Below are 23869 nucleotides of genomic sequence, written 5' to 3' on the forward strand. Positions count from 1 at the left end.
TTAATGTGATGTTAGACTATATTACATCATTAGCTTTTGCAGCGTCCGGCGGTCGCAGGAAGAGCCCCTTCCTGACATCCCGTACGGAAAATGGGCGGAGGGCTAATAAGGAGATGGTCTTGATTGCAGTACGATAAAGATACGATCTATATTGTCGGTGACGCCCAGGTGCCGCTGAATAACCCGATTACTCAGCAGTTCAGCGCCTTCTTCATAGGGCTGGTCGTCGATACGACGAACCATAAAATTATCGATGCCGGATGCTCCTCCACGATCCCGTTAACCTCGGACTTCGTAAGGTCCATCTTCATCGGTCATCATATGCTGGATTTGGATCCGGTAGCCGAAGAAATACGACGACGCTATCACGGCTCTTCCCAGAAGGCATTGATTGTCGCCTATAAAGACGCGCAAAAAAAATATAAATTAGCACTTAACGGCCGGGAAGAGTCAGGATATCTGCCTTCCGGCACAGTGTAGGCTGCTTTATTTATCCGTATGGCAACATACCCGTAAATAAAACCCAGCAGACGGATATCAGGATGTGTTCCTGATGCTGTTTGCTGGGTTTTTTCAACTATAAAACCAATGGAGGGCAATCGGATGAAACTGTATATTTCCATCGATATGGAAGGCATAACGGGACTGGTGGATGCTACCTTCGTAGATTCCAGGCAGTATAACTACACCCGCGGTCAGCATAGGATGACGGAAGAGGCCAATCATGTCATCAGCGCCGCCTTCGAGCAGGGATGCAAGGAAGTCGTCGTTAACGACAGCCATTCCAAAATGAACAATTTGCTTATTGAGAAGCTGCATCCGGAAGCACAGCTGATTATGGGCGATGTGAAGCCTTTTTCTATGGTGCAGGGTCTGGACTCCTCCTATGCGGGTGCAGCGTTCCTGGGCTACCATTCGAGGGCCGGCAGACCGGGGGTGCTCAGCCATACGATGATTTTCGGCGTGCGTAATATGTTCCTTAACGGGCGGGAAGTCGGAGAGCTGGGCTTGAATGCCTTCGTGGCCGGTTATTACGGGGTACCGGTACTGCTGGTAGCCGGGGATGATGAGACGGCTCTAGAAGCGGAGGAGCTCATTCCCGGGGTAACAACCGCGGTCGTCAAGAAGCGGGTCTCACGGACGGCGGCCGTCTGCCTGACACCGGAAAAGAGCGGGCAGCTGCTGATGGAAAAGACGAAGGAAGCGCTGGCCAACCGGGATAAGGTCCAACCGCTTCAACCGCCGGAGCAGCCCGTGCTTTCGATAGAGTTCGCTAATTACGGCCAGGCGGAATGGGCCCACCTGATGCCGGGTACGACCATAGATTCGAATAGTCCTGTTGTGACGTTTCAAGCGAAGCACATGCTGGAGGCTTATCAGGCCATGATTGTCATGACCGAGCTGGCCATGAAAACGACATTTTGTTAAAAAGCGGGTGATAGCATGGCGCAATACGTGGTTCGCCGATTTATATCCATGATGGTCACACTGTGGCTCATCATAACGGTTACGTTTTTTCTGATGCATGCCGTTCCCGGTTCTCCTTTTGAAAAGGACGGGAGAAACTCGAATCCGACTGCCGTGCAAAATCTGATGGAATTTTACAACCTAGACAAGCCGGTGTCGGTTCAGTACCTCATGTATTTGAAATCGCTGCTGACACTGGATCTTGGGCCATCGATCGGGCATTTTCCCGATACGGTCAACTCGATGATCGAGCGAGGCTTTCCGGTTTCCTTACAGCTCGGTCTTGTATCCATTCTCTTTGCCATTCTATGCGGCGTTGCTCTGGGGACGGTGGCCGCGCTGCGGCATAACCGGATGATTGATTATATGGCGATGGTGTTCGCTGTCATCGGGATTGCGGTGCCTAACTTTATTGTAGCGACGCTGCTGATCAAGTACGTGGCAGTGGAATGGAAGCTGCTGCCGGTAGCCACATGGGGAAGCTGGAAGCATGTTATCCTTCCTGCGCTTGCGCTTTCAACCGGTCCGCTGGCGATTATTGCAAGGCTGACGCGGGCCAACATGCTGGAGGTGCTCACGGCCGATTATATCGAAACGGCAAGGGCGAAGGGACTTTCCACTGTGACAATCGTTCTCAAGCATGCGCTGCGCAATGCGATTTTGCCGGTTGTTACGCTGTTAGGCGCTTTGGTCGCTAATGTGCTGACCGGAAGCTTTGTCATCGAGAAAATATTCGCGATTCCCGGAATGGGCAAATATTTCGTCGACGGCATCAATAACCGTGACTATTCGCTGATCATGGGCACGACGGTTTTCTACAGCGCTCTGCTCGTGTTCATGATGTTCCTGGTGGATGTCGCCTACGGACTGATCGATCCCCGCATCAAGCTGCACAGGAAGGAGGGATAACGATGAGTGTTCCCGATTCATTATTTGTCCCTAAGAACCAGACGTTGGGGGCGTCGGAAGCCATCGTAAGGCCAAGATTGTCGTTCTGGCAGGAGGCTTGGCTCCGGCTGCTCCGCAATAAGCTGGCGATGCTGGGACTCATCATCATTGCGGCGGTTGCTTTGCTTGCGGTGTTCGGTCCGCTGCTGACAGAGCATAGCTACTCCAAGCAGTCGCTGCTGGATGCGAACCAGAAGCCCTCGGCCGAGCATTGGTTCGGTACCGATGAGCTCGGGCGGGACGTATACGCCAGAATCCTGTATGGCGCCCGAATCTCCCTCTTTATCGGGCTGATGGCCGCTCTGATCGACCTGATCATCGGCATGGTCTACGGAGGCATTGCCGGTTATTTGGGCGGCCGGGCCGACAACATCATGATGCGCTTTGTCGACCTGCTGTATGGAGTTCCGTACCTGCTGATCGTGATTCTGCTGATGGTCGTCATGGGACCGGGTCTCTTGACGATCATCGTGGCCTTGAGCGCTACCGGCTGGACCAGCATGGCGCGAATCGTGCGCGGACAGGTGCTTACGCTGAAAACCTCGGAGTATGTATTGGCAGCCAGAACGCTCGGCGGCAGCGCCGGGTACATTATCCGCAAGCATCTGCTGCCCAACGCGATTGGCGTCATTATCGTGCAGGTGACCTTCTCGGTCCCGTCGGCCATCTTCGCGGAAGCCTTCTTGAGCTTCCTGGGGCTAGGCATTCAGCCGCCGCTGGCAAGCTGGGGCGTGATGGCGAATGACGCGCTGCCGACGATTTTATCCGGTCACTGGTGGCGGTTGTTTTATCCGGCGTTCTTTATTTCGATCACGATGCTAGCCTTTAACCTGGTAGGCGACGGCCTGCAGGACGCAATGAATCCGAAGCAGAGGAGGTAAGGCAGATGCCCGCAAAGGACAGTTCAATGATGCGATTGGAAGTGGATAATTTGCATGTCTCCTTCACGACCCATGGAGGCGAGGTGAAGGCGGTACGCGGCGTCAGCTTCAAGCTCGGGCAGGGAGAGACCCTGGCCATCGTAGGGGAATCCGGCTGCGGCAAGAGCGTTACGGCCCGCAGCGTGATGCGTCTGCTTCCCGAGCAGACCTCGAGGATTACCCGGGGCAGCATCCGCTTCGAGGGCAAGGAGCTGACGAAGCTCACGGAGAAGCAGCTGCGCGAGCTGAGAGGCGCCGAAATCGCGATGATTTTTCAAGACGCGATGACCGCACTGAATCCGACGATCTCGATCGGAGAGCAGATCATGGAAGGGGTGATCCGCCATCGGAAGCTCCCGCGTGCAGAGGCGCGCAATCTGGCGGTGGAGATGCTCGGCCTTGTCGGCATCTCACATCCCGAGATGCGGATGAAGCAATATCTGCACGAATTCAGCGGCGGAATGAGACAGCGGATGATGATTGCTATAGCGGCGGTATGCAATCCGTCGATCCTGATCGCCGATGAGCCGACGACAGCGCTCGATGTCACGATTCAGGCGCAAATTATCGAGCTGTTTCAAATGCTTCAGAAGAAAACCGGGGTGTCGATCATCATCATCACGCATGACCTCGGGGTCGTCGCCAAAATCGCCGACCGGGTAGCCGTCATGTATGCAGGGCAAATCGTGGAGAGCGGCACGGTGCATGAGCTGTTCCATAACCCGCAGCATCCGTATACGAAGGGGCTGCTCGCTTCCATGCCGCGCCTGGATACGGACCGTACGCAGCCGCTGACGCCGATTCCGGGTACGCCTCCAGATTTGTTCGCTCCTCCTCGGGGCTGTGCGTTCACCGCCCGCTGCCCCTATGCGATGGAGGTATGTGAGCTGCATCCGCCAGCGCAGACGAACATCTCTCATGGCCATACAGCGGCCTGCTGGCTGCAGGATCCGCGGGCCCGGAAGCTTTTTCCACCGACGGGCAATGTCAAAAAGGCTCTATAGGCCGGCTGCGCCGGCTTTTAGATAAATAAACGATGTAGAAGAAGGGGAGAAGTGCTTATGAAAAAAGTATCCGCATTGCTCGTCAGCTGCGCCCTGTTATTCGGCACGGCCCTCGCCGGCTGTACCAAGGATGAAGGCTCCGGGGTCAAAACGGAAAGCGGCAAGGAAGCCAAGGCCAAAATTTTGACTTATAACAACCTGAAGGAACCGACATCCCTGGATCCGCCGATCGGCTTCGACCAAGCGTCCTATGACATCGTCAACAATGCGTTCGAAGGCTTGACGCGTCTTGGCAAGAACCATTCGCCGGAGCCGGCTATGGCCAAGGAATGGAAGATCGCTCCGGACGGCAAGAAATATACGTTTACCCTGAGAGACGGCATCAAATGGACGAATGGGGAGCCGGTGAAGGCCGCAGACTTCGAATATGCGTGGAAGCGGCTGCTGGATCCTAAGACAGCCTCGGACGCAGCGTTTCTCGCTTACCCCATCGAGGGGGCAGAGGCTTACAACTCCGGTAAGGGTACTGCTGACGGCGTTAAGGTGAAGGCCGTTGATGATAAAACCCTCGAGGTGAATCTCGCCTATCCTGCTTCGTGGCTGCTCGGCATGGTGGCGAGCCCGGCATTTTTCCCTGTGAATAAGGGAGCGGTGGATAAGAGCGCGAAATGGGCGGGCGAAGCATCGACTATTGTAAGCAATGGGCCGTTCAAGATTGCCGAATGGAAGCATGACAGCGAGCTGAAGCTCGTCAGAAACGATCAATATTGGGACGCAGCCAACGTCAAGCTGGACGGCGTAACCTATAAAATGATTAACGATTCCAACACGGCCTACCAGCTTTTCACGACGGGTGAGATCCTTGTCTCCAATACGACGGGAGCGATTCCGGCGGATCTAAGCGACAAATTGTTCGCAGAGAATAAGGTGAAGGTCGAGGATGGCGCGGGACAGGCGTTCTATCGTTTCAATACGAAGATGGCGCCGTTTAACAACGTGAACATCCGCAAAGCGTTCGTAGCGGCTGTAGATAGACAGAAGCTGGTGGATCTTGTGCTCAAGCAAAAGCAGAAGCCGGCCGATGGTTACGTATCACCGGGACTGAAGGACCCTGCCGGCGGGGATTTCCGCAAGGTCGGCGGCAGCCTGATCAAGTTCGATGCTGCAGAAGCAAAGAAGCTGCTGGAAAAAGGCATGCAGGAAGCGGGCTATAAGACGCTGCCGGAAGTGACGCTGACTTACAACACGAACGATGTCAGCCAAAGAATCGCGCAGGCGCTCCAGGCGATGTTCAAAGACAATCTGGGCGTCGATATCAAGCTGGCTAATAAAGAAGGCAAAGTATTAACGGATGAACAGAAGAAGCTGCAGCTTCAATTCTCCCGTTCCTCGTTCCTTCCGGATTTTGCCGACCCGATCAACTTCCTGGACGGTTTCCAATCGACGAACGCCTTCAGCCGGACCGGATGGGTTAACGCTTCTTATGATAAATTGATCAAGGACGCATATAATGAACCGGATGAAGCTAAACGCTTCAAAATGATGCATGATGCTGAGAAAATTTTGATGGATGAGGCCCCAATCTTGCCGCTCTATTTCTACAACAATGCTTATCTGCAAAGCGACAAGGTGGACGGTGTCGTCAGACACGCCTTCGGCTTCATCGACTTTAAGTGGGCGGATATTAAATAACCGCCGGATTCATTCGGAATAACGGCATGAAGGTGCTAGAGCATCCGGGAATCCTAGTTTTGCAGGAACTATGCTAAATATGGAGGTGGGGTATGCCTCGGAGGAGGGGCATATCCCACCGGAATATATTATCAATAGTTCAAGGTTTTCGGGTTAGTTGACAGACATTAGCGCCTTCCAAGGCAGGAGGAAAGCACATGATGAGGCTAGTCAAACCGCCCCATCTCCTTCCGGGCGATACCGTAGGCATTACGGCTCCGGCAAGCTGGGGAGACAGGGAACAGATTCGCGCGGCATCCGCCTGTCTGGAGCGGCTGGGGCTTCAAGTCAGATTGGGTGATACGCTGTCCGGACAGCATGGCTACCTTGCAGGAACGGATGATGAGCGAGCTCGAGAATTGAACGGGATGTTTGCCGACCCGGAGATCAAGGCAATTATTTGCGCCCGAGGGGGCTATGGTACAGGCAGAATCGCCGATCAGCTGGACTACGATCTCATCCGGGCCAATCCGAAAATATTTTGGGGCTACAGCGATATTACTTTTTTGCATACGGCGATCTTGAAGAAGGCTGGACTGGTTACGTTCCATGGCCCGATGATGATTGATTTGGAAAAGGACAGCGACCCGCTTACGGTTCAGAACTACGAAACGATGCTGCGTCCATCCGTCCTGCGGTATACCGAAGACATATCCTCGCTGCAGGTGCTGGTGGATGGAGAAGCAGGCGGGCAGTTGGTCGGCGGCAACCTGACGCTTCTGACGAGCACGCTGGGGACGCCTTATGAGCTGGATACGAAAGGGCGGCTCCTCTTTATCGAGGATATTGATGAGGAGCCGTACCGCGTGGACCGGATGCTGAATCAGCTAAGGCTGGCGGGTAAATTCGCCGATGCTGCCGGCATTTTAATCTGTGATTTTAACAATTGTGTTCCGAACAAGCGTAAGCAATCGCTTTCTTTGGAGCAGGTGATTGAGGATCATGTCGTATCTGCCGGCAAGCCTACGATGGCTGGCTTCAAGATCGGTCATTGTTCCCCGAATATAGCCGTGCCTCATGGTATAGAAGCTAGAATGAGCACGCAGCAGAAGGTGCTGGAATGTATAGAACCCGGTGTTGAGACATAAGGAGGCAGCGTTTATGAACATAAAAAGCATTGAAGTGATGAGGCAGTCAACTCCGCTGAAAAAGCCATTCAAGACCGCCCTGCGCACGGTATATAACGCAGAATCGATTCTTGTGCGGATTCAGACCGATGACGGCAGAACCGGATGGGGAGAGGCACCCGCGACTATCGTCATTACGGGAGACAGCTTGGACAGCATCCATTCCGCTATCGCCCATACGTTTACTCCGCTTTTGATTGGCCGCAGCTTGCTTGCGTACGAGCAAATATTGCAGACGATCCATCAGTCCATGGTCGGCAGCAGCAGCGCCAAAGCGGCCGTCGATATGGCCGTATATGATTTGGTCGCGCAGTACTGCGGCCTTCCTTTGTACCAGTTTCTTGGAGGCTATAAGGATCAGCTGGAGACGGATTTCACCGTTAGCGTCAACTCGCCCAAGGAGATGGGGGAGGATGCCGTCCGCTATGTGAAGGAAGGCTTCAATGTGCTGAAGATTAAAGTAGGCAAGGATGATATTCAGCAGGATATCGAGCGGATCAAGGAAATCCGCAGCTGCGTCGGCAGCGGTATCCGCATCCGTATTGACGCGAATCAGGGCTGGCAGGTGAAGGATGCCGTCCGTTCCATCCGCCGTATGGAGGACATGGGGCTGGATATTGAGCTGGTGGAGCAGCCTGTCAAGGCGCATGATATCGAAGGGCTCAAGGCGGTTACCGATGCGGTGGAAACGCCGGTGATGGCGGATGAGAGCGTGTTTTCCCCTGCGCAGGCATTTGAAGTGCTGAAGCGCCGTGCTGCCGATATGATCAATATTAAGCTGATGAAATCCGGCGGCATCTATAAAGCTCAGCTCATTAACCAAATCGCCGAGGAATTCGGCGTAGAGTGCATGGTCGGCAGCATGATTGAATCCCGCGTGGCCGTTACCGCTGCGGCGCATTTGGCGGCAAGCAAAAAAAATATTACCCGATTCGATTTCGACTCCCCGCTTATGATGCAGAACGATATTGTAGATGGCGGCGTTCAGTATGACGGCAGAAGGATGACATTCCCTAACGAAGCGGGTCTTGGCATACGTAATGTAGCCTATACGCAAAGCGTAGGGGTGGGATCATGAGCATGAGCATGGAGCGGATGGTTGTCGCGGTCTCCGTTGCCACGGTGTGGACGAATCCTCAATCCTCGCGTTCACTGGATGCGCCTGCCTTACAGCAGCCTGCAGCTATAAGATCATGGTTAGAGAATATGGCGTTGGAGGACCGTCTGGATTTATACAGCAGCAACCGGATCCAAACCCAAGCTGTATACGGCACGTCCGTATTAGCTGTCGAGGAGCAAGGGGACTGGGTGAAAGTGCTTATTCCCCAGCAGGGGACCCGCAAGGAGGCGGGGGGGTATCCTGGATGGATTCCCCGCTGCCAATTAGTGTCCGAATCTACTGAGCTGGCGAGCAGCAAGAGAGCGGAGGTTATCACCAATACCGCCTGGCTCTACCTGACTCCGGCTGAGCCGCTCATTGAATTAAGCTTCTTGTCGTCGCTCCCTGTACTTGAAGCTGCCGATCCTTGGATTAAGGTACATATTCCGGGGGCGGAAGGCATCGGGTATGTAAAAGCGGAAGAAGTACGCTTGATCAACGGATTCCTAAGCCCTAAACCAGGCTCGGGCCATGTCGGGCAGTTCATTTTGGATAGGGCGATGCAGTTCTTGGATTTGCCTTATTTATGGGGCGGCATGTCAGCCTTTGGCTATGACTGCTCCGGGTTCGCTCACTCGATGCACCGCTATGCGGGAATATCGATTCCGAGGGACGCCTCCGATCAGGTTCATTACGGTACCTCTATTGAGAAGGACCGGTTGGAGCCGGGAGACTTGCTGTTTTTCGCTTACGAGGAAGGCAAGGGAGCCGTTCATCATGTCGGAATCTATGCAGGCGGCGGACGAATGATTCATTCTCCCGAGACGATAAAAAGTATAGAAGTGGTCGAGCTGAGCAGCTATAAGCTGATCAAAGAGCACTGCATGTCCAGGCGTTATTGGGAATAGTACGGACTATGAGAAGAGCCTGAAGCGAAGCTTCGGGTTCTTTTTAGGCATCTCGCCTAAATTTCGATTTATGTAATATTGTTTTAAACCATTCATGACCTATATTCCAGACATCCCCAATGATATGATGCTCTTATACCTGCTGCGCAGCGGGACGATGTGATAAGGAAAGGGGCTTCAAGAATGGGGAAGGATCATATCATTAGAGCGATGCTGTCTGAAAAGGTGAGTATGACACCGAATGGGTTTGAGGCAAACCAATTAAATCCCAAGCAGTTTGCAGAGTGCCACGAATTGTTTTTTGACAAGATTTTAGACATTAGTGCATCGGATATAACGGGTGTAGAGGGCTATGGTGAGTTTAACGATGAATGCACAACAGAATATGGGACCTGCAGAGAATTCCTGATCGATACCTTCGCAGAGGATAGAGAAGGCTACTGGTATAACTGGAGAGAAATGTTCGAAACGACGGTTCTGGAGCGAGAATTCTTCGAGCAATACTTCAAGGAAATGGAAGATAGAATTGATTATTGTGAAGGGAAGCGTTATTTGGTTTACAACAATACGTTTTTCGTGAATATGATTACAGATGGCAGGACGATGGTCGGTTTCCCTGACTGGAGCCGATCCGGTATTTGTGATTTCCTCCTGGATTTTGCCATAATGGACTTAAATAAGCCTTACTTGCGAATACCGGAATTGTTGGTCCAGTATTGCGAGAACATGGGCATCAACATACCCGATTTCAAAGAAAGATTCTTATGTATGGCCTACTATAAAGGGATCGACACCTTGCGCTGGCATGCTTCGATCGATGACACAGAATCGTGCGGGTCCATAATGAAATCCATCCGTGAACTGAAAGATCGGCTATACGCCTTATAGATGGTGATGCTATGAAATACGAGAATGCCTGCGATGTATTACCAGAGGAGCTGTTGAGAGAAGTTCAGAAATACGCGGCAGGTAAGCTTCTATATATTCCTTCCGGAGAGGAAAAAAGAGCCTGGGGCGAAACGTCCGGTTACCGGGAGAAGCTGCAGCGGCGCAACCTGATGATTCGCAATAAATATGCTAATGGAATGACGGTTTCGGAGCTTGCGGATGAGTACTTTTTATCCTTGGATTCTATCAAGAAAATCATCTATTCGAAGAAAAATGATAGAAACTTAACCTATTGTCCGACTATTGGATCAGCGGTACAATATGCCAGTATCGGGATGATCGAGGAATGGATTCAATGCTATCTGCTGCTTACCCACAAAGCTGCTCCCCTTCTACATGATTTCATCAAGGAAGATCATTTGTATTTTGGCGTCGTGAAGCTCCCGCTTCGTCTCGTTCAGTATGATGGAGCAGAGCTGGAGGAAGAACATGGCATTGAAGAGGATACAGCCGCCCTCCCGCCGCTTCTTATTCAATATGAGGCAGGCAAGTTTTATTGTATCGTACAGCAAGAGTTGCTGGGCACGTTAAAACAACACAAAGTCAACGCTTATCCGACGATCATTGTATTGAAAGGGAACGCCGATTATAAACGGTTTATGAAATACTATGGAACCGTATTATTTTTTGTTGATAAAGGCTAACAGACCGGGTCCAAGTCAGCCTGCTTTTATTAACAATAATAAATGGGTCTTGTTTAAATGATAAAAAATTATTAAAATAATCCCTAGGGCAAAAGAAATAAAGCTTTCGCCTTTACCAGATTTACTACACCTAACCACTAATTCGGCATTAATGAACCAGAGATAGCGCTGGACATAAGCCTAAATAAGAGTTGTTCATGACAACTTTTATTTAGGCTTTTTTGCTTCTAGTTCCTATTAAATAATTGAGGGTAAAAGACTAGCTTTACCTAAACTGAGGATGGGTTTTTTGGATAAAAATGAAAAGCAAACTCAAAACGAAATTGCGAGCCACATCGGAAGATTGCTGCGAGAAGCCTTTGGAAAAGGGCCGCAGTCGATTTTTGTCAGTATCAGTCGTCCGTTTATTATCATATATTTAAGGAAATTTTTATCGCCAACGGAGAAGATTCTTCTTCAGCAAGATGAGGTTTATTCCGTTCAGCATACTAGAGACTTAGTGATGAGGTCGTTGATCCCGGAGATTAAAGCCTATTTGCTGCTGCTGACTGGAATGAACATTCGGGAATTTTACTATGACTGGGGATTGCATAACCATTCGGGCATACTTGTCGGAATAGAATCCGAAGACAGCCAGCAGGATTTCAGTCCGCAGGAATGGTATGCAGGGAAAGAGGAGCTGCATCAGGAAATCGATAGAATCAGCCATCAGATCCAAAAAAAACCGGATGAAACCCAGTCATATTTGATTAATGAAAGGACACTTCTGGTTATCAGAACGGGGATTCTGATTAGCATTGGCAAAGAGCTGATTCGGCTTGGCTTTGAAGAAAGCTTAAAGTTGGCAGAGCGAAATCTTGAAAAAAGTCATTTGTTCAATAACAATCAGTTTCAAAAAATTTTAAATTGCCGGATTGTGGATGTATTTGCTGACTGGGACTTTCATCTGGATAAGAGCGTTATCGTGTTTATCTTAAGACCATTTCAGGAATAACAATCCAATTCGCTCTAATCATGGATAGAATGCAGCCAGAAGTGAATAATAAATGAAGTTTCTGTTGTTTTATTCCAAATAAGTAATTACAATGAATCTGGGGTGAAAGAAATAATGCTTTTGCCTAAATAGAGGATGAATGATCTTGGATAAACAGGCTTTAACCGAAATAGCGAGTTACGTCGGCAGATTGCTAAGAGAGGCTTTCGGGAAAGGCCCTCAATCGATATTTGTCAGCATCAATCGCCCTTTTGTTGTTCTGTATTTAAGAAACTTCTTATCACCGACAGAGATGATCCTTCTTCAGCAGGATCAGATCCAATCGATTCAAACGACGAGAGCCTTACTAATGAAATCCATCATTCCTGAAATCAAGGCCTATCTGCTGCTGCTGGGTGGCATGAATATTCGGGAATTTTATTATGACTGGGGGCTTCATAACCAATCGGGCGTGATGGTCGGTATCGAAGCCTGGGATGATCACGGACAAGCCTCTTTAGAAGCAGGGTATACAGGGAAAGAGGAGCTTCATCGGGAAATTAATACAATCAGTCATGAGGTGCAGAAGCAGCCGGACGAATTGTATTCGTGCATGATCAATGAAAGAACCCTTCTGGTGATTCGCAATGGGATCCTGATTAGTATTGAAAAAGAAATGATTCGAATTGGACATGAGGAAAGCTTAAAGCTGGCTAAGCGAAATCTGGAAAAAAGGCATCTGCATAACGATGGCCGTTTCCAGGGATTTTTAAATGCGAAGGTTATGGATGTATTTGTTGACTGGGATTTTCATCTGGATAAAAGCGTCATTGTGTTCATCTTAAATCCGGGTCAATAATTTGGCGGTAATGAACCAGAGAGAACGCTGGACATCAGCCTAGATAAAAGTTGCGATTGCAGCTCTTATTTAGGCTTTTTTTGATTGCTCTGGCACTTTTCGCGAAATGAGGAGATAATATGGTCGATTCTCACGAACAGAATGAGATTCTAGATCGAATCACGGATGCCTTCTTTGCAGTCAATAACGCCTGGGAATTTACTTACATCAACGAAGAGGCGGCAAGAATGTTGTTTCGCAAGGCGGATGATCTTATTGGTAAAACTATATGGAATGAATTCCCGGATGCGTTTCATTTAACGTTCTTTGCACAATACCAGAAAGCCATGTATGAACAGCGAAGGGTGGAATTTGAAGCGTACTATCCTCCTTTAGCAGCCTGGCTCGATGTAAGGGCCTATCCATCCTCCAGCGGTCTTTCGGTTTACTTTCAAGACATTACACGGAGGAAGGGGATTTCCTTACAAAAGGAGCAGCATTTTGAGTCGCTTTTTACATATAACCCTGATGCTGTTTTTGCATTTGATTTGGAAGGAAACTATCTTCGTGTGAACCCGGCCATGGAGCGAATGTTAGGATACAGCGCGGATGAGCTTTTGGGCATGTCGTTTGTTCCATTGATCCCGGCGGAAGAGCTGGATAAAACCAAGATGTATTTTTTGAAAGCAGCCAAAGGCATCACACAATATTATGAAACTAGAGCGTACCACAAAAACGGAGCTATTATCGATATGAAAGTAACCAACATGCCGATCATAGTCAACAATGAAACCGTGGGAGTATATGGGGTCGCCAAGGATATAACCCAGGAAAATAACAACAAGACGATGCTGCTGCAAGCTGAAAAACTGACGGCAGTCGGACAGCTCGCGGCATCGATTGCGCATGAAATCAGGAATCCGCTGACCTCGCTGAAAGGCTTTGTCCAACTCATCGAACAAACCTTGCCTGGAGTTAGCGAACATTATTTTAGGATTATGAAGGATGAGCTGAAAAGAATAGAGCTGATTACCAGCGAATTGCTTTATTTGGCCAAGCCGCAGGCCCAGGAGTTCAAAAGCGAGCAGATCAGCCAAATCATTCAGGATGTCATTCTGCTCATGGGCTCGCAGGCTTTAATTCACAATGTGGAAATAAGAACGTTCCACCTGGAGGAGCTGCCTGCCGTCCAATGTGTGGCGGCCCAACTGAAACAGGTTTTTATTAATGTTATTAAAAACGCAATGGAAGCCATGCCCGACGGCGGGAAGATCGATATTATGGCATCCAGGCCAAACCCGGATTTGATTATGATACAAATCAAAGACCAAGGCAAGGGGATTCCAGAGGAGCATATTTCCCAAATCGGCTCCCCCTTTTATTCAACCAAAGAAAACGGGACAGGTCTCGGCATGATGGCCACACAGCAGATCATTCATTCCCATAACGGAACTTTGAAAATATCAAGCAGCGAAGGCCAAGGAACGACCATTCATATAGGTTTGCCTATATACTCTGAGGCATACCCATCCCAATATAACGCATAGTTCCTGCAAAAGTGGGCTTCTCAACAAACCAAGGACACCTTATTGGTGTCCTTGGTTATCTTCATTATGGTCCCGGATTTAACTGGAAAGTAAAGGAAAGGGTTACGCTTGTTTGTAATTTAACGTCTATTGCATCATAAGAGATGATTACCCTCGGTGTTTCTCCCAAATCATTAAAAATTCGTACCCGGGTTGGTGATCTGAAACCCGCCGATCTTAACAACGCCCTCATTTGCAGGACTCTTTTACTAGTGCTTGTTTGTGTGTCGCCAATGATATCTTCAAATTTCTTTCTGAATTGCACGGAGTTTGCTAACTTCGCGGATAATCTGGCAATTTGAAGCAAAACTTGTTCGACTGTGGCGGCCATAAGATTCCTCCCTAAATCGTTTAGGATATCTTATGAACCAATGAAGAATAATGCTTGTACTAACGACCTATGCGATAAATAAGGCTCGTTAATAAACCGGATTAATGAACAAGCAAGCGGGAAGGAGCTTGGATATATTCGGCATATCTTTTAGCTTCTTGAGAGAGATAGGTATCGTTATCCTGGGAGGCGGCAGCATAGGTTACAAAAGCAGGAAGGTAACTCCCATTGCATTTGGTAATCGTCCTCTGGATTGGCCTTAAAAATTCACTGATCGTGAACCAATTATCTCCACCCGCCCGGTAGCAATTTTCCGTCCCCCCCGTTGTTGTGGCAATCATAAATTCTTTGCCCTTTAAATAATCACCTCCCGGTCCATAGGCCCAGCCAAACGTTAATACATCATCAAACCATTTTTTTAATAGAGGCGGGCAGCTGTACCAGTAAAATGGAAATTGTAAAACAATCCGGTCATAGGCTAAGAGCAGCTGCTGTTCCTTCTCTGCGTCAATATTCCAATTCGGATACTCCTGATAGAGGTTTCGAACCTCAACGTTTGTATGTTTACTAATTTCAAGCAGGAATGCCCGGTTTGCACGTGATGTCTCCAAATTGGGGTGGGCGACGATGACCATAATGTTCATTTCATAAACCTCCTGGGCTGTACTAGTTAGTTTGGTTACACCCTCATTATTGAGTCGAATGAAATTTTTGAAAAGTACGCTTTTTATTCATACTTAGTCTGGAAAAACGTACGATAACGTGTTGATCGCTAGGGGATAGTACGGTTCACCGTACTACGTACGCAAAAAAATAGTACTTATAGAATTCGGGATACTCTGGTAAAGTCAGGGGAAGAGATTCGGAATTAGTGCAACAAGGAGTTGAGCTCATGGACGCGGATACATATCAATCGTATCGAACACAGGGAATAGTGACCACTTTGCATGCTATAGGTGGAAAATGGAAGCCGCTGATCTTATTTATTTTGATGAAGGAAGGAACTAGACGATTCGGTGAATTGAGACGTTTACTCCCCGAGGTTACACAAGGGATGCTTACCAATCAGCTCCGTGAATTGGAGAAAGACGGGCTCATCGTTCGGCAAGTGTTTCAGACGATCCCCCCGAAGGTCGAGTATTCGCTGTCCGACCATGGAAGAACACTAAGTTCTATTTTGACCGACATGTGCGGATGGGGGTTTCATCATATCGAATTTATGAACGCTGCCAATGACACCCAAGAAGAGACTAAACGTTATACGGATTAAGAACGAAGGAATTGCACAATTTTACAAATTTCTACAGGATTTTCACGACCGATAGCGAATGTACTAAAAAGTGGATAAACAAGATAAAGTGTACAAAGCTTCGGTGGAGGAACAGACATGAAAAAAGGGTTAGCCCAAATGACGTTAGGCTTTGCGCTCTTATTCGCTAGCGGGGCAGGGATAGTTCATGCAGAAGAGCAGGGCATACATCATGAGCAGAGAAAAATCAGCTACAACGGCAGCAGCTATACCTTGGATCTAATCCGGATCGACCTTAAGGATCCCACAATACAGGTAAAGGCGGCGGCCGCCAATCATGAGGTCGGGACTGTACAGGATTTTGCGGACATCATGTCGGACAATGACGCGGTAGCGGGCATTAACGGAACTTTTTTTGATGCTTTTACGGAGGATATAGAGTACCGGACGCCATATGGCATTGTGATGAACAACAACGATCTGTTCTACGGCGGGGATAAGGAAACCTCCATTACAGTATCGACGAATAAAGAGGCTTCTGTGCAAAGATTGGCTATTGGCAGCAATGTCCAGGCAGGCCGACTGGGAGCCCGTCTTAACGGAGTCGACATGTATCATGGAGATCAGGCTCGAAGCGCGTGGGTGTTTACCAAAGATTACGGGGATGTGGCGGATGAGCCGGGCATTAAAATCGTTATCGGACAGGATCAGAAGATAGCGTCCATTTCGGAGGAAGCGGTACGAATCCCATCAGGCGGCAAAGTGCTGCTGCTATCCACGGACTACAGCCTGGAGCAGGTTTCCAAGCAGGTGAAGCCCGGAGACAAGTTCAGCATGAGCCAGACGGTGACCAATCTAGACACGAAGCAAACGCTGCCTTTGGAGCAATACCAGATGGCGATAGGAGCCGGGCCGAAGCTGCTGACGGGCGGCCAAATCGATATTGATTTTGAACGGGACCGGTTTAACGACCCGCTGGTAACGTCGCAAGCGAATGTTCGGAGCTTTGCAGGGGTCGATGAAGACGGCCAATTGGTGTTCGGAACCGTCTCGTACAGCACGATCGAGCAGATGGCGAACGTCTTGGTTCAAGCCGGCATGACGGATGCCATCAATTTGGACGGTGGAGCGAGCTCGGCTCTTTACTATCAAGGCAAGGTACTGCGCAAGCCGGGACGGCTGCTCAGTAATGTACTGCTTGTGCAGCAGGCGGACAAGCCGCTCGTGCAACTTAGCATGAATGGCCATTTGGCCCAGAATAAGACCGGTTATATCGAGAACGGCATCACGATGGTACCTTTTCGCGTGCTGCTGAATCGGATGAATGCGGAATATACGTGGAACTCTGACGATTCCAGCCTGCATATAGAACGGGGGAAGGTGAAGGTCGATCTCAAGCTAGGTAATGACTGGGCAGAGGTGAACGGGCAGGCCGTCACCCTGGAAACGGTACCGCAGATTGTGAACGGCCGGATGTATGTGCCGCTTCGTTTTGTAGCTGAGGCTTTGGGTGCGCAGGTGCAGTGGGATGCTTCGCTTTACAGAGCAAATGTGACGTTCGATGAGGGTAAGTAGACAGGTCAGGAACCCCGGCTTGATTAATCAAATGAGTGATACGGAGGTCGAGATGCAGGATCATCAACCATACAAGGCATTGCTTCATTTCCTGCCCTACTTTAAGTCGAATAGCAGCAAGTACGCCCTATCGGACAATGGATCATGGGACCCGTTCCTGTACGATCAGACGGTCCTTGATTTCGTAAAAACCATTAGTGAAACCCAAATGCTGCTGCAATTTGATTGGATGAGCTGGCAGGCCGAGGCTAACTCTTACTTCGATCACATAGAACGGATCCGAACCGCCGATATGTTAGTCATCAGAAAGCTCTTTACCACAATAGTTAGGGCAGACCGTTATAATGGAGGATTCTATGCCTCTATGATAGATCGCGGCGTAATTATTGCATTGTTGGAGCAACTATCAAGCTTGTTGGACAAGGATGAAAGGAGCTTTACAGCAGAACAGCCATGACCGAACGATTAATTCGATTAATTCGCATCATTATAGCCATTCAGGGCAAGCCGGGGATCACCGCCAAGGAGCTTGCGTTCAAATGTGAAACGACGGAGCGCACCATCTACAGAGATCTGCAGCTGTTGAATCTGATCACTCCGCTGACCCAGGAGGGCTACGGCAAAGGGTATACCTTCATGGGCAATTTCGCAATCTATCCGATGAACTGGACCGAGCAGGAGGCGTTGGTGTTCTCGATGCTTCCTACGGTGATCGATCAAGTCAAGCCGTTGCTGCCTCCGGGCTTTGATTCCGCTTATGAGAAGGTAATGGCGACCTATAACAAGCAAAAATCAAACCATGCCGAGATCATTCAGCAGATTACCGAAGTGATTCAGATGGGGACCCCGGCTTACCGGGAGGACAGCTCCAACTTTCTATTTAAAATTCTTCAGGCATCGCTGGACCAAAAAACGATTCATGCGGTCTATCATACGCAAAGCCGGAATGCTCAATCGGAAAGAAAGATCGATCCGTATTACCTGGTTCCGAGGGACCATCGCTTCTACTTGATCGGGTATTGCCACCTTGCGGGAGCGATCCGTACGTTCCGAATCAGCCGCTTCAAGGAGGTGTCGGTTTTATCCGACTCTTTTGACAAGGGCAGCTTTAATGTCAAATCGTATCTGAAAAATACATGGTCCATCGAGCGCGGAGACAAGCAAATTCGTTTCAAGGCCAAGTTCTACCCCAGTATTGCCCGTTACATAAAGGAGGAGGAGCTGTTTGTCCGGCCTAAAATGACGGACCTTCCGGACGGAAGCCTGCTGTTCGAGGTGACGATCAACGATGACCGGGAGTTCCTCAATTGGATTTATCAATACGGACCGGCGGCCGAAATCCTGGAGCCTGTATCGTACCGCGAAATGATGAAGGAGCAGCTCGCTGCATGGCAGAAGCTGTATGAGTGTAGGGAGTCACATGCGTGACTCCTTTTTTTATGCGGGGATTTCGGCAGATTCGCCGGAGAAGCTGCTGTAGCTTCAGCCGGTTATATGGTTGTAACCGCCATCTGTTGTAATAAATCCTTCAGGAAAACACATGACATAGAAGGAGATGGATTTTTTGGATGCATTATCAACAAATGGCGCTTAACCCTGCACAAGCTTTGGGTCATGCTCCATGCAGTCCAACCAGAGGGCGATTCCGGATCAGCGAGACGGAGTCACGAACATCCATTCTCTGACAAGCTGTTGTCCGCCTGCTCAGGTAAGGTATAAGGGTGGAAAAGATAAATAAGGAGTTATCAGGGGGGAGCAGAATGACAATCTGTAAGGTTATAACGGTAGATGTGCGCCGGATTGCAGAACAGCTGGGAATTCTGGAGCCGTTTGAAAAAGAGAATAGGAGGCAGGCTGGGCTTGCCAGGCAGGATAATAAGGATACGAAGGATAGTAAGGATTCGAAGAAAAAGGAGCCGGCGGATCACAAGGAGAAAGAGGGTCGAAAGAAAGAAGAGGATGAATAAAGCCGGCCTGAGGGTCTACGCTTTGTTGCAACTGGATTAAATTCCCAAACGTTGAAACTATAGTTTCCATTCTTGCGTCTATCAATTAGATGACATAATAGCCAAAATAAGGGCGGAGGTTGGATGAGAATGCGACGTTATGATTCAGCGGATGGGGCAGTGTCAGGCCTGGCGGCTTCGCAAACAGGGATGGGTTCGGTATGACAACTCCTTTAAAAGAAAGCGGCAAGCAGCATGATATCAAGCAGCTGCATTCGGAATTATGGAGCAGGCTGCAGGAGAAGGATGAGGAGTTCGCGGAGAGCTTTCTCAAAGCCTGTTTGGAGGATTTGGCGTACAATGCCGAGGAGAGCCCCAGACCGAATCTACTAAGCAAAGCACTGGGCTTGCTGAAAGAACGCGGATTTTGGATAGCCGTTGCCATTGGCATTGTATGTCCGTTGGGGTTAACGTTTTTCTTCCTGTGGGCTGCGCTAATCGTCGAGTAGACCTTATGCACAGGATAAAAGGGAAACAAGCCCATAAGGGAAAGCCTTTCCCGGAAATACGATAAAACAGCCCGCAAAAGCGACTTCGTTACGAAGCCTGCCCTGCGGGCTGTTTGGCATGCTTATTTAAAAGGGAGTCAAATCGTACTCCTGTATTTTCCTGTACAAGGTCGTCCGTCCGATCTGCAATAGAGAGGCTGCTTTGCTCAAGTTGCCGCCCGTTTGCCGAAGCGCTCTCTTGATGGCTTCCATCTCCGCTTCCTTCAGGGACGGGACTTCATCTGAACGGCCCGATGCATCCGGGCGGGCTGCATCCTCACCGAGCTGGAGATGCCAGGCATCGATAGGGGCTCCTTCCGCAAGAAAGCTGGCCTGGAGCAAAGCGCTGTTAAGCTCGCGAATATTGCCCGGCCAAGAATAATGCCGAAGCTTAAGCTGAGCCTGCTCGGTAAGGCTTGAAGCGGGGTGACCGAGGTTGTGCAGCAAATGGGCGGCAAGTGGCACGATATCGCTTCGCTCCCGCAGAGAAGGCAGGGTGATTTGAATGCCCTTAAGGCGATAATACAAATCCGCCCGAAAGCGTCCCGCCTTCACTTCTTCAGCCAAGCTGCGGTGGGTGGCCGCCACGATCCGGATATCGACGCGCCTGCTCTTCGTGCCGCCGACCGGTGTGATGGTGCTTTCCTGCAGCACCCGCAGCAGTGCAGCCTGCGCCCGAAGAGACATATCTCCGATTTCATCCAGAAAAATCGTTCCTTTATGGGCGGCTTCGAACTTTCCTATGCTGCCTTCTCTATTAGCCCCGGTAAAGGCTCCGCGCTCGTAGCCAAACAGCTCGCTCTCGATAAGGCTGTCCGGGATGGCGCTGCAATTAACGGCGATGAAGGGCTGGGCGCTGCGAGGGCTGGCCGTGTGAATGGATTGAGCGAACAATTCCTTGCCGGTCCCGCTTTCACCCAGCAGGAGCACCGGATAGTCGGTAAGGGCGGCCTTCCTGGCGATCTCCTTCGTCTGGAGCAGCTTCGGACAAGTCCCGATAATGTCCTGGAATTCATACCATCGTGGCTCGCCAGGAGCTTTCCGCTGAATGGCGACAGAACGCCATATCTTGTGGCGGTCCCCGTGGATCGTTTCAATAGCGAAGCCCGCGGCTCCTTTGAATTCCTTGCCCAAGGCGTCGCGGCCGACAATGCGCAGCGCGGCTTGATTAGCGCGGACGATCCGGTTGTCCCGGTCGAGGGACAATAGCGGCATCGGTACGTTTTGTGCCGTGTAGTCAAGCTCTTTTAGCGTAATAAGATGCTCGTCGCGGGTTTCCTCCCAAATCAGCTTGTTTTGCAAGGAATCAGCCGCCATACAAGCCAAAGTCAATGTATAGTCGTGGTAGCTTTCTTTTTTACCGCTGATGTTAATGACTCCGATGAGCTGTCCGGAGGAATTGAAGACGGGGGACGATGCGCAGGTCAGGAAACGGTTGGACGTATAATAGTGCTCCCCGGCATGGACGCGGACGGCCTTATGCTCCGTCAGAGCCAGCCCGATGGCATTCGTCCCTTTGCGGCGCTCCTCCCAGTTGGCCCCTACCTGAAGCTGTACCCGCTCTGCGCGGTTCGAGAAATCAGGGTCGCCGACAGAGTGAAGAATAGTCCCTTGGGCGTCGATCAGAAGTGCCATTTGTCCCGACTGCTTGATAAGACGATTCATTTTGGCAAAAATCTGCTCCGTATGCCGGATTAGCTGCTCATGCTGCCGTGTGAGCTCCCTTATTCGGTTCCCGGTTATAATGTCGTCATACACAGGATCGGACGGCTTCAATCCATAACTCTGACAGCGCTTCCAAGAATTCTCCATCATTTGAGACAGGTCGGTTACTTCCAGAGATGACAAAGTGAACACCTCCATCGTTCGTACGGGCTTCTATCTTCATGATACCATAAAAGATTCAGCGGTTTCTATTTGCGAAAAAAGGTTGTATCAAAATGAAACAGCCCGACTGTACCAGCATAGAACAACAAGCGGCCGGGCATTCTTCCGAAAGGCCTCTGCAGCAGGCCTGAACGGTTTGGCACGATTCTTGCTTATATAATTAGTGAAACCAAATTGAAGGAGGATGTTCACAATGATCTATGCACAACCGGGACACAACGATTCGAAGGTGACATTCAAGAAGCGTTACGAAAACTTTATAGGCGGCGAGTGGGTTGCGCCTGTGCAAGGGCAATATTTTGAAAACGTTTCACCGGTGAACAACCGTCCCTTCTGCGAAATTCCCCGCTCGACGGCGGAAGATATCGAACTGGCGCTGGATGCCGCTCATGCGGCCAAGGAAAGCTGGGGACGCACCTCGGCAGCCGAACGGGCACTTATCCTTAATAAAATTGCTGATCGTATAGAAGCGAATTTGGAACTGCTGGCGGTAGCCGAGACTTGGGATAACGGGAAGCCGGTTCGCGAGACATTGGCTGCCGACCTGCCTCTTGCCGTCGACCACTTCCGCTATTTTGCCGGGTGCATTCGCGCCCAAGAAGGGGCCTTGAGCCAAATCGACAACGATATGGTGGCATACCATTTCCATGAGCCGCTGGGGGTCGTCGGGCAAATTATCCCGTGGAACTTCCCGCTGCTGATGGCGACCTGGAAGCTGGCTCCTGCATTGGCTGCAGGGAACTGCGTGGTGCTGAAGCCGGCTGAGCAGACTCCTGCCTCCATTCTGGTGCTGACCGAGCTGATTCAGGATTTGCTGCCTCCGGGCGTGGTCAATATCGTCAATGGCTTCGGTCTTGAAGCCGGCAAGCCGCTCGCGTCCAGCAGCCGCATTGCCAAGATCGCTTTTACCGGGGAAACGACCACTGGCCGTCTCATTATGCAGTATGCTTCCCAGAACCTTATTCCGATTACATTGGAGCTGGGAGGCAAATCGCCGAACCTGTTCTTCGAAGACATTATGGCCAAGGACGACGCATTCTTCAATAAAGCGATCGAAGGCTTCGTACTGTTCGCCTTGAACCAAGGGGAAGTGTGTACGTGCCCGTCCCGCGCTTTAATTCAAGAATCGATCTATGACGCTTTCATGGAGAGGGCGCTGAAACGCGTTGCCGCCATCAAGCAGGGCAATCCGCTCGACACGGAAACCATGATCGGAGCTCAGGCCTCCACGGAGCAGGTCGAGAAAATTATGAGCTACATCAGCATCGGCAAGCAGGAAGGTGCAGAGTGTCTGATCGGGGGAGGCCGTGCAGCATTGGAGGGTGAGCTTGCAGAGGGCTACTATATCCAGCCGACCGTCCTCAAAGGCCATAACAAGATGAGGATCTTCCAGGAGGAAATTTTCGGACCGGTCGTCTCCGTAACCACCTTCAAGGATCAGGAGGAAGCGCTGACCATTGCCAACGATACACTGTATGGCTTGGGAGCGGGGCTATGGACACGCGATATGAACGTAGCTTATCGGATGGGGCGCCAGATTGAGGCAGGACGCGTATGGACGAACTGCTACCATGCCTATCCTGCGCATGCGGCCTTCGGCGGTTACAAGACCTCGGGGATCGGCCGTGAAAACCACAAGATGATGCTCTCGCATTATCAGCAAACGAAAAACCTGCTCGTCAGCTACAGCCCGGATGCATTGGGCTTCTTCTAAGAGGTGCGGTGATGACGGAGGACGTCAGGAAGGTTCTTGCCACCGAAGCCGCGCTGGAATTGATCGAGCTCCTGAAAGCCAAGCACGGACCCGTCATGTTCCACCAATCGGGAGGCTGCTGTGACGGCAGCTCGCCTATGTGCTACCCGCAGGGAGATTTCATCATCGGAGAACAGGACGTATGGCTGGGAGAGATCGGAGGAGCCCCGTTCTACATGAGCAAGGCGCAATATGAATATTGGAGATACACCCAGCTTATTATTGATGTCGTTCCCGGCAGGGGAGGCATGTTCTCTTTGGAAAATCCGGAGGGAAGGCGTTTTTTGACCCGATCCCGCGTGTTTACGGAAGACGAGCGCCGCAGTTTGAATCTATAGGAAATACGAAGCCCTTTTTCCGGTCTTGTACCGTTGAAAGAGGGCTTTT

The 23869-nt window shown here is 50.3% G+C and carries 25 protein-coding genes; 22 read left to right on the plus strand and 3 right to left on the minus strand.

What is annotated here, in order from left to right; translation table 11 throughout:
• The first annotated feature begins 123 nt into the window (after positions 1–123).
• The 14 genes from B1728_RS19505 (at position 124) to B1728_RS19570 (ending at position 14154) form a co-directional block, all read left to right on the plus strand.
• Entirely contained in the window at positions 124–480 is a 357-nt protein-coding gene (locus tag B1728_RS19505; protein ID WP_079912069.1) for a DUF3870 domain-containing protein, read from the plus strand.
• Positions 481–603: 123 nt separating this feature from the next.
• A complete protein-coding gene (locus B1728_RS19510; RefSeq protein WP_079912070.1) occupies positions 604–1428 on the plus strand; it encodes a M55 family metallopeptidase in 825 nt (274 codons plus the stop codon).
• Between the two features lie 15 nt (positions 1429–1443).
• On the plus strand, positions 1444–2376 hold the full coding sequence (locus tag B1728_RS19515) for an ABC transporter permease (protein ID WP_079912071.1): 933 nt from the start codon (positions 1444–1446) through the stop codon (positions 2374–2376).
• A gap of 2 nt (positions 2377–2378) precedes the next feature.
• Positions 2379–3296, plus strand: a complete 918-nt coding sequence (locus B1728_RS19520; protein WP_079912072.1) for an ABC transporter permease — start codon at positions 2379–2381, stop codon at positions 3294–3296.
• Positions 3297–3301: 5 nt separating this feature from the next.
• Entirely contained in the window at positions 3302–4339 is a 1038-nt protein-coding gene (locus tag B1728_RS19525) for an ABC transporter ATP-binding protein (protein ID WP_079912073.1), read from the plus strand.
• 57 nt (positions 4340–4396) lie between these two features.
• On the plus strand, positions 4397–6031 hold the full coding sequence (locus B1728_RS19530; protein WP_079912074.1) for a peptide ABC transporter substrate-binding protein: 1635 nt from the start codon (positions 4397–4399) through the stop codon (positions 6029–6031).
• Positions 6032–6228: 197 nt separating this feature from the next.
• Complete coding sequence (locus tag B1728_RS19535; protein WP_079912075.1) at positions 6229–7158, plus strand: S66 peptidase family protein; 930 nt, start codon at positions 6229–6231, stop codon at positions 7156–7158.
• Positions 7159–7171: 13 nt separating this feature from the next.
• Positions 7172–8275, plus strand: a complete 1104-nt coding sequence (locus tag B1728_RS19540; protein ID WP_079912076.1) for a dipeptide epimerase — start codon at positions 7172–7174, stop codon at positions 8273–8275.
• Positions 8272–9204 carry a C40 family peptidase gene (locus tag B1728_RS19545; RefSeq protein WP_256865426.1) on the plus strand — a complete coding sequence of 311 codons (933 nt, stop codon included), beginning with the start codon at positions 8272–8274 and terminating at the stop codon, positions 9202–9204. The genes B1728_RS19540 and B1728_RS19545 overlap by 4 nt, the downstream gene beginning before the upstream one ends.
• A 183-nt stretch (positions 9205–9387) precedes the next feature.
• Positions 9388–10092, plus strand: coding sequence for a hypothetical protein (locus tag B1728_RS19550; protein ID WP_079912077.1), 705 nt, complete (start codon positions 9388–9390; stop codon positions 10090–10092).
• An 11-nt stretch (positions 10093–10103) separates the two neighbouring features.
• Positions 10104–10796, plus strand: coding sequence for a CD3324 family protein (locus B1728_RS37250; RefSeq protein ID WP_306293538.1), 693 nt, complete (start codon positions 10104–10106; stop codon positions 10794–10796).
• A gap of 289 nt (positions 10797–11085) precedes the next feature.
• Positions 11086–11790, plus strand: a complete 705-nt coding sequence (locus tag B1728_RS19560; RefSeq protein ID WP_079912078.1) for a Na-translocating system protein MpsC family protein — start codon at positions 11086–11088, stop codon at positions 11788–11790.
• Positions 11791–11929: 139 nt separating this feature from the next.
• Positions 11930–12628, plus strand: a complete 699-nt coding sequence (locus tag B1728_RS19565; protein ID WP_079912079.1) for a Na-translocating system protein MpsC family protein — start codon at positions 11930–11932, stop codon at positions 12626–12628.
• 119 nt (positions 12629–12747) lie between these two features.
• Positions 12748–14154, plus strand: a complete 1407-nt coding sequence (locus tag B1728_RS19570; RefSeq protein ID WP_079912080.1) for a PAS domain-containing sensor histidine kinase — start codon at positions 12748–12750, stop codon at positions 14152–14154.
• Positions 14155–14218: 64 nt separating this feature from the next.
• On the opposite strand, the gene B1728_RS19575 is transcribed toward B1728_RS19570, so the two are convergent.
• Both B1728_RS19575 and B1728_RS19580 read right to left on the minus strand, forming a co-directional pair.
• Positions 14219–14524, minus strand: a complete 306-nt coding sequence (locus B1728_RS19575; RefSeq protein ID WP_079912081.1) for a hypothetical protein — start codon at positions 14522–14524, stop codon at positions 14219–14221.
• A 101-nt stretch (positions 14525–14625) separates the two neighbouring features.
• Entirely contained in the window at positions 14626–15168 is a 543-nt protein-coding gene (locus tag B1728_RS19580; protein ID WP_079912082.1) for an NAD(P)H-dependent oxidoreductase, read from the minus strand.
• A gap of 248 nt (positions 15169–15416) precedes the next feature.
• On the opposite strand from B1728_RS19580, the gene B1728_RS19585 reads away from it, so the two are divergent.
• The 6 genes from B1728_RS19585 to B1728_RS19610 all read left to right on the plus strand — a co-directional run bounded on the left by B1728_RS19585 (position 15417) and on the right by B1728_RS19610 (position 19803).
• Positions 15417–15794: a winged helix-turn-helix transcriptional regulator gene (locus B1728_RS19585; RefSeq protein WP_079912083.1), complete on the plus strand. Its 378-nt coding sequence runs from the start codon at positions 15417–15419 to the stop codon at positions 15792–15794.
• A gap of 117 nt (positions 15795–15911) precedes the next feature.
• Positions 15912–17348: a stalk domain-containing protein gene (locus B1728_RS19590; protein WP_079912084.1), complete on the plus strand. Its 1437-nt coding sequence runs from the start codon at positions 15912–15914 to the stop codon at positions 17346–17348.
• 52 nt (positions 17349–17400) lie between these two features.
• Complete coding sequence (locus B1728_RS19595) at positions 17401–17805, plus strand: DUF6508 domain-containing protein (protein ID WP_079912085.1); 405 nt, start codon at positions 17401–17403, stop codon at positions 17803–17805.
• Positions 17802–18776: a helix-turn-helix transcriptional regulator gene (locus tag B1728_RS19600; RefSeq protein ID WP_079912086.1), complete on the plus strand. Its 975-nt coding sequence runs from the start codon at positions 17802–17804 to the stop codon at positions 18774–18776. Before B1728_RS19595 ends, B1728_RS19600 begins: the two co-directional genes overlap by 4 nt.
• 332 nt (positions 18777–19108) lie before the next feature.
• On the plus strand, positions 19109–19315 hold the full coding sequence (locus B1728_RS19605) for a hypothetical protein (protein ID WP_079912087.1): 207 nt from the start codon (positions 19109–19111) through the stop codon (positions 19313–19315).
• Between the two features lie 200 nt (positions 19316–19515).
• The gene (locus B1728_RS19610) at positions 19516–19803 is read left to right on the plus strand and encodes a hypothetical protein (RefSeq protein WP_079912088.1); all 288 of its coding nucleotides are present in this window, start codon (positions 19516–19518) and stop codon (positions 19801–19803) included.
• 126 nt (positions 19804–19929) lie between these two features.
• On the opposite strand, the gene B1728_RS19615 is transcribed toward B1728_RS19610, so the two are convergent.
• Positions 19930–21690, minus strand: a complete 1761-nt coding sequence (locus tag B1728_RS19615; RefSeq protein WP_306293539.1) for a sigma-54-dependent Fis family transcriptional regulator — start codon at positions 21688–21690, stop codon at positions 19930–19932.
• Between the two features lie 232 nt (positions 21691–21922).
• On the opposite strand from B1728_RS19615, the gene adh reads away from it, so the two are divergent.
• Both adh and B1728_RS19625 read left to right on the plus strand, forming a co-directional pair.
• The gene (gene adh, locus B1728_RS19620) at positions 21923–23443 is read left to right on the plus strand and encodes an aldehyde dehydrogenase (protein WP_079912089.1); all 1521 of its coding nucleotides are present in this window, start codon (positions 21923–21925) and stop codon (positions 23441–23443) included.
• Between the two features lie 11 nt (positions 23444–23454).
• Positions 23455–23820: a DUF779 domain-containing protein gene (locus B1728_RS19625; protein WP_079912090.1), complete on the plus strand. Its 366-nt coding sequence runs from the start codon at positions 23455–23457 to the stop codon at positions 23818–23820.
• Positions 23821–23869: the final 49 nt, after the last annotated feature.

It is taken from the genome of Paenibacillus sp. 32352, assembly GCF_002042965.1.
GTDB classification, from domain to species: Bacteria; Bacillota; Bacilli; order Paenibacillales; family NBRC-103111; genus Paenibacillus_S; species Paenibacillus_S vulneris.

What these genes read in the sequence shown, in the direction of transcription:
- B1728_RS19535 (WP_079912075.1), top strand. Translation starts at nt 6,229, where the DNA reads ATGATGAGGCTAGTCAAACCGCCCCATCTCCTTCCGGGCGATACCGTA.
- B1728_RS19605 (WP_079912087.1), top strand. Translation starts at nt 19,109, where the DNA reads ATGACAATCTGTAAGGTTATAACGGTAGATGTGCGCCGGATTGCAGAA.
- B1728_RS19580 (WP_079912082.1), bottom strand. Translation starts at nt 15,168, where the DNA reads ATGAACATTATGGTCATCGTCGCCCACCCCAATTTGGAGACATCACGT.
- B1728_RS19550 (WP_079912077.1), top strand. Translation starts at nt 9,388, where the DNA reads ATGGGGAAGGATCATATCATTAGAGCGATGCTGTCTGAAAAGGTGAGT.
- B1728_RS19540 (WP_079912076.1), top strand. Translation starts at nt 7,172, where the DNA reads ATGAACATAAAAAGCATTGAAGTGATGAGGCAGTCAACTCCGCTGAAA.
- B1728_RS19565 (WP_079912079.1), top strand. Translation starts at nt 11,930, where the DNA reads ATGATCTTGGATAAACAGGCTTTAACCGAAATAGCGAGTTACGTCGGC.
- B1728_RS19625 (WP_079912090.1), top strand. Translation starts at nt 23,455, where the DNA reads ATGACGGAGGACGTCAGGAAGGTTCTTGCCACCGAAGCCGCGCTGGAA.
- adh (WP_079912089.1), top strand. Translation starts at nt 21,923, where the DNA reads ATGATCTATGCACAACCGGGACACAACGATTCGAAGGTGACATTCAAG.
- B1728_RS19545 (WP_256865426.1), top strand. Translation starts at nt 8,272, where the DNA reads ATGAGCATGAGCATGGAGCGGATGGTTGTCGCGGTCTCCGTTGCCACG.
- B1728_RS19590 (WP_079912084.1), top strand. Translation starts at nt 15,912, where the DNA reads ATGAAAAAAGGGTTAGCCCAAATGACGTTAGGCTTTGCGCTCTTATTC.
- B1728_RS19600 (WP_079912086.1), top strand. Translation starts at nt 17,802, where the DNA reads ATGACCGAACGATTAATTCGATTAATTCGCATCATTATAGCCATTCAG.
- B1728_RS37250 (WP_306293538.1), top strand. Translation starts at nt 10,104, where the DNA reads ATGAAATACGAGAATGCCTGCGATGTATTACCAGAGGAGCTGTTGAGA.
- B1728_RS19520 (WP_079912072.1), top strand. Translation starts at nt 2,379, where the DNA reads ATGAGTGTTCCCGATTCATTATTTGTCCCTAAGAACCAGACGTTGGGG.
- B1728_RS19575 (WP_079912081.1), bottom strand. Translation starts at nt 14,524, where the DNA reads ATGGCCGCCACAGTCGAACAAGTTTTGCTTCAAATTGCCAGATTATCC.
- B1728_RS19530 (WP_079912074.1), top strand. Translation starts at nt 4,397, where the DNA reads ATGAAAAAAGTATCCGCATTGCTCGTCAGCTGCGCCCTGTTATTCGGC.
- B1728_RS19610 (WP_079912088.1), top strand. Translation starts at nt 19,516, where the DNA reads ATGACAACTCCTTTAAAAGAAAGCGGCAAGCAGCATGATATCAAGCAG.
- B1728_RS19515 (WP_079912071.1), top strand. Translation starts at nt 1,444, where the DNA reads ATGGCGCAATACGTGGTTCGCCGATTTATATCCATGATGGTCACACTG.
- B1728_RS19585 (WP_079912083.1), top strand. Translation starts at nt 15,417, where the DNA reads ATGGACGCGGATACATATCAATCGTATCGAACACAGGGAATAGTGACC.
- B1728_RS19570 (WP_079912080.1), top strand. Translation starts at nt 12,748, where the DNA reads ATGGTCGATTCTCACGAACAGAATGAGATTCTAGATCGAATCACGGAT.
- B1728_RS19525 (WP_079912073.1), top strand. Translation starts at nt 3,302, where the DNA reads ATGCCCGCAAAGGACAGTTCAATGATGCGATTGGAAGTGGATAATTTG.
- B1728_RS19510 (WP_079912070.1), top strand. Translation starts at nt 604, where the DNA reads ATGAAACTGTATATTTCCATCGATATGGAAGGCATAACGGGACTGGTG.
- B1728_RS19595 (WP_079912085.1), top strand. Translation starts at nt 17,401, where the DNA reads ATGCAGGATCATCAACCATACAAGGCATTGCTTCATTTCCTGCCCTAC.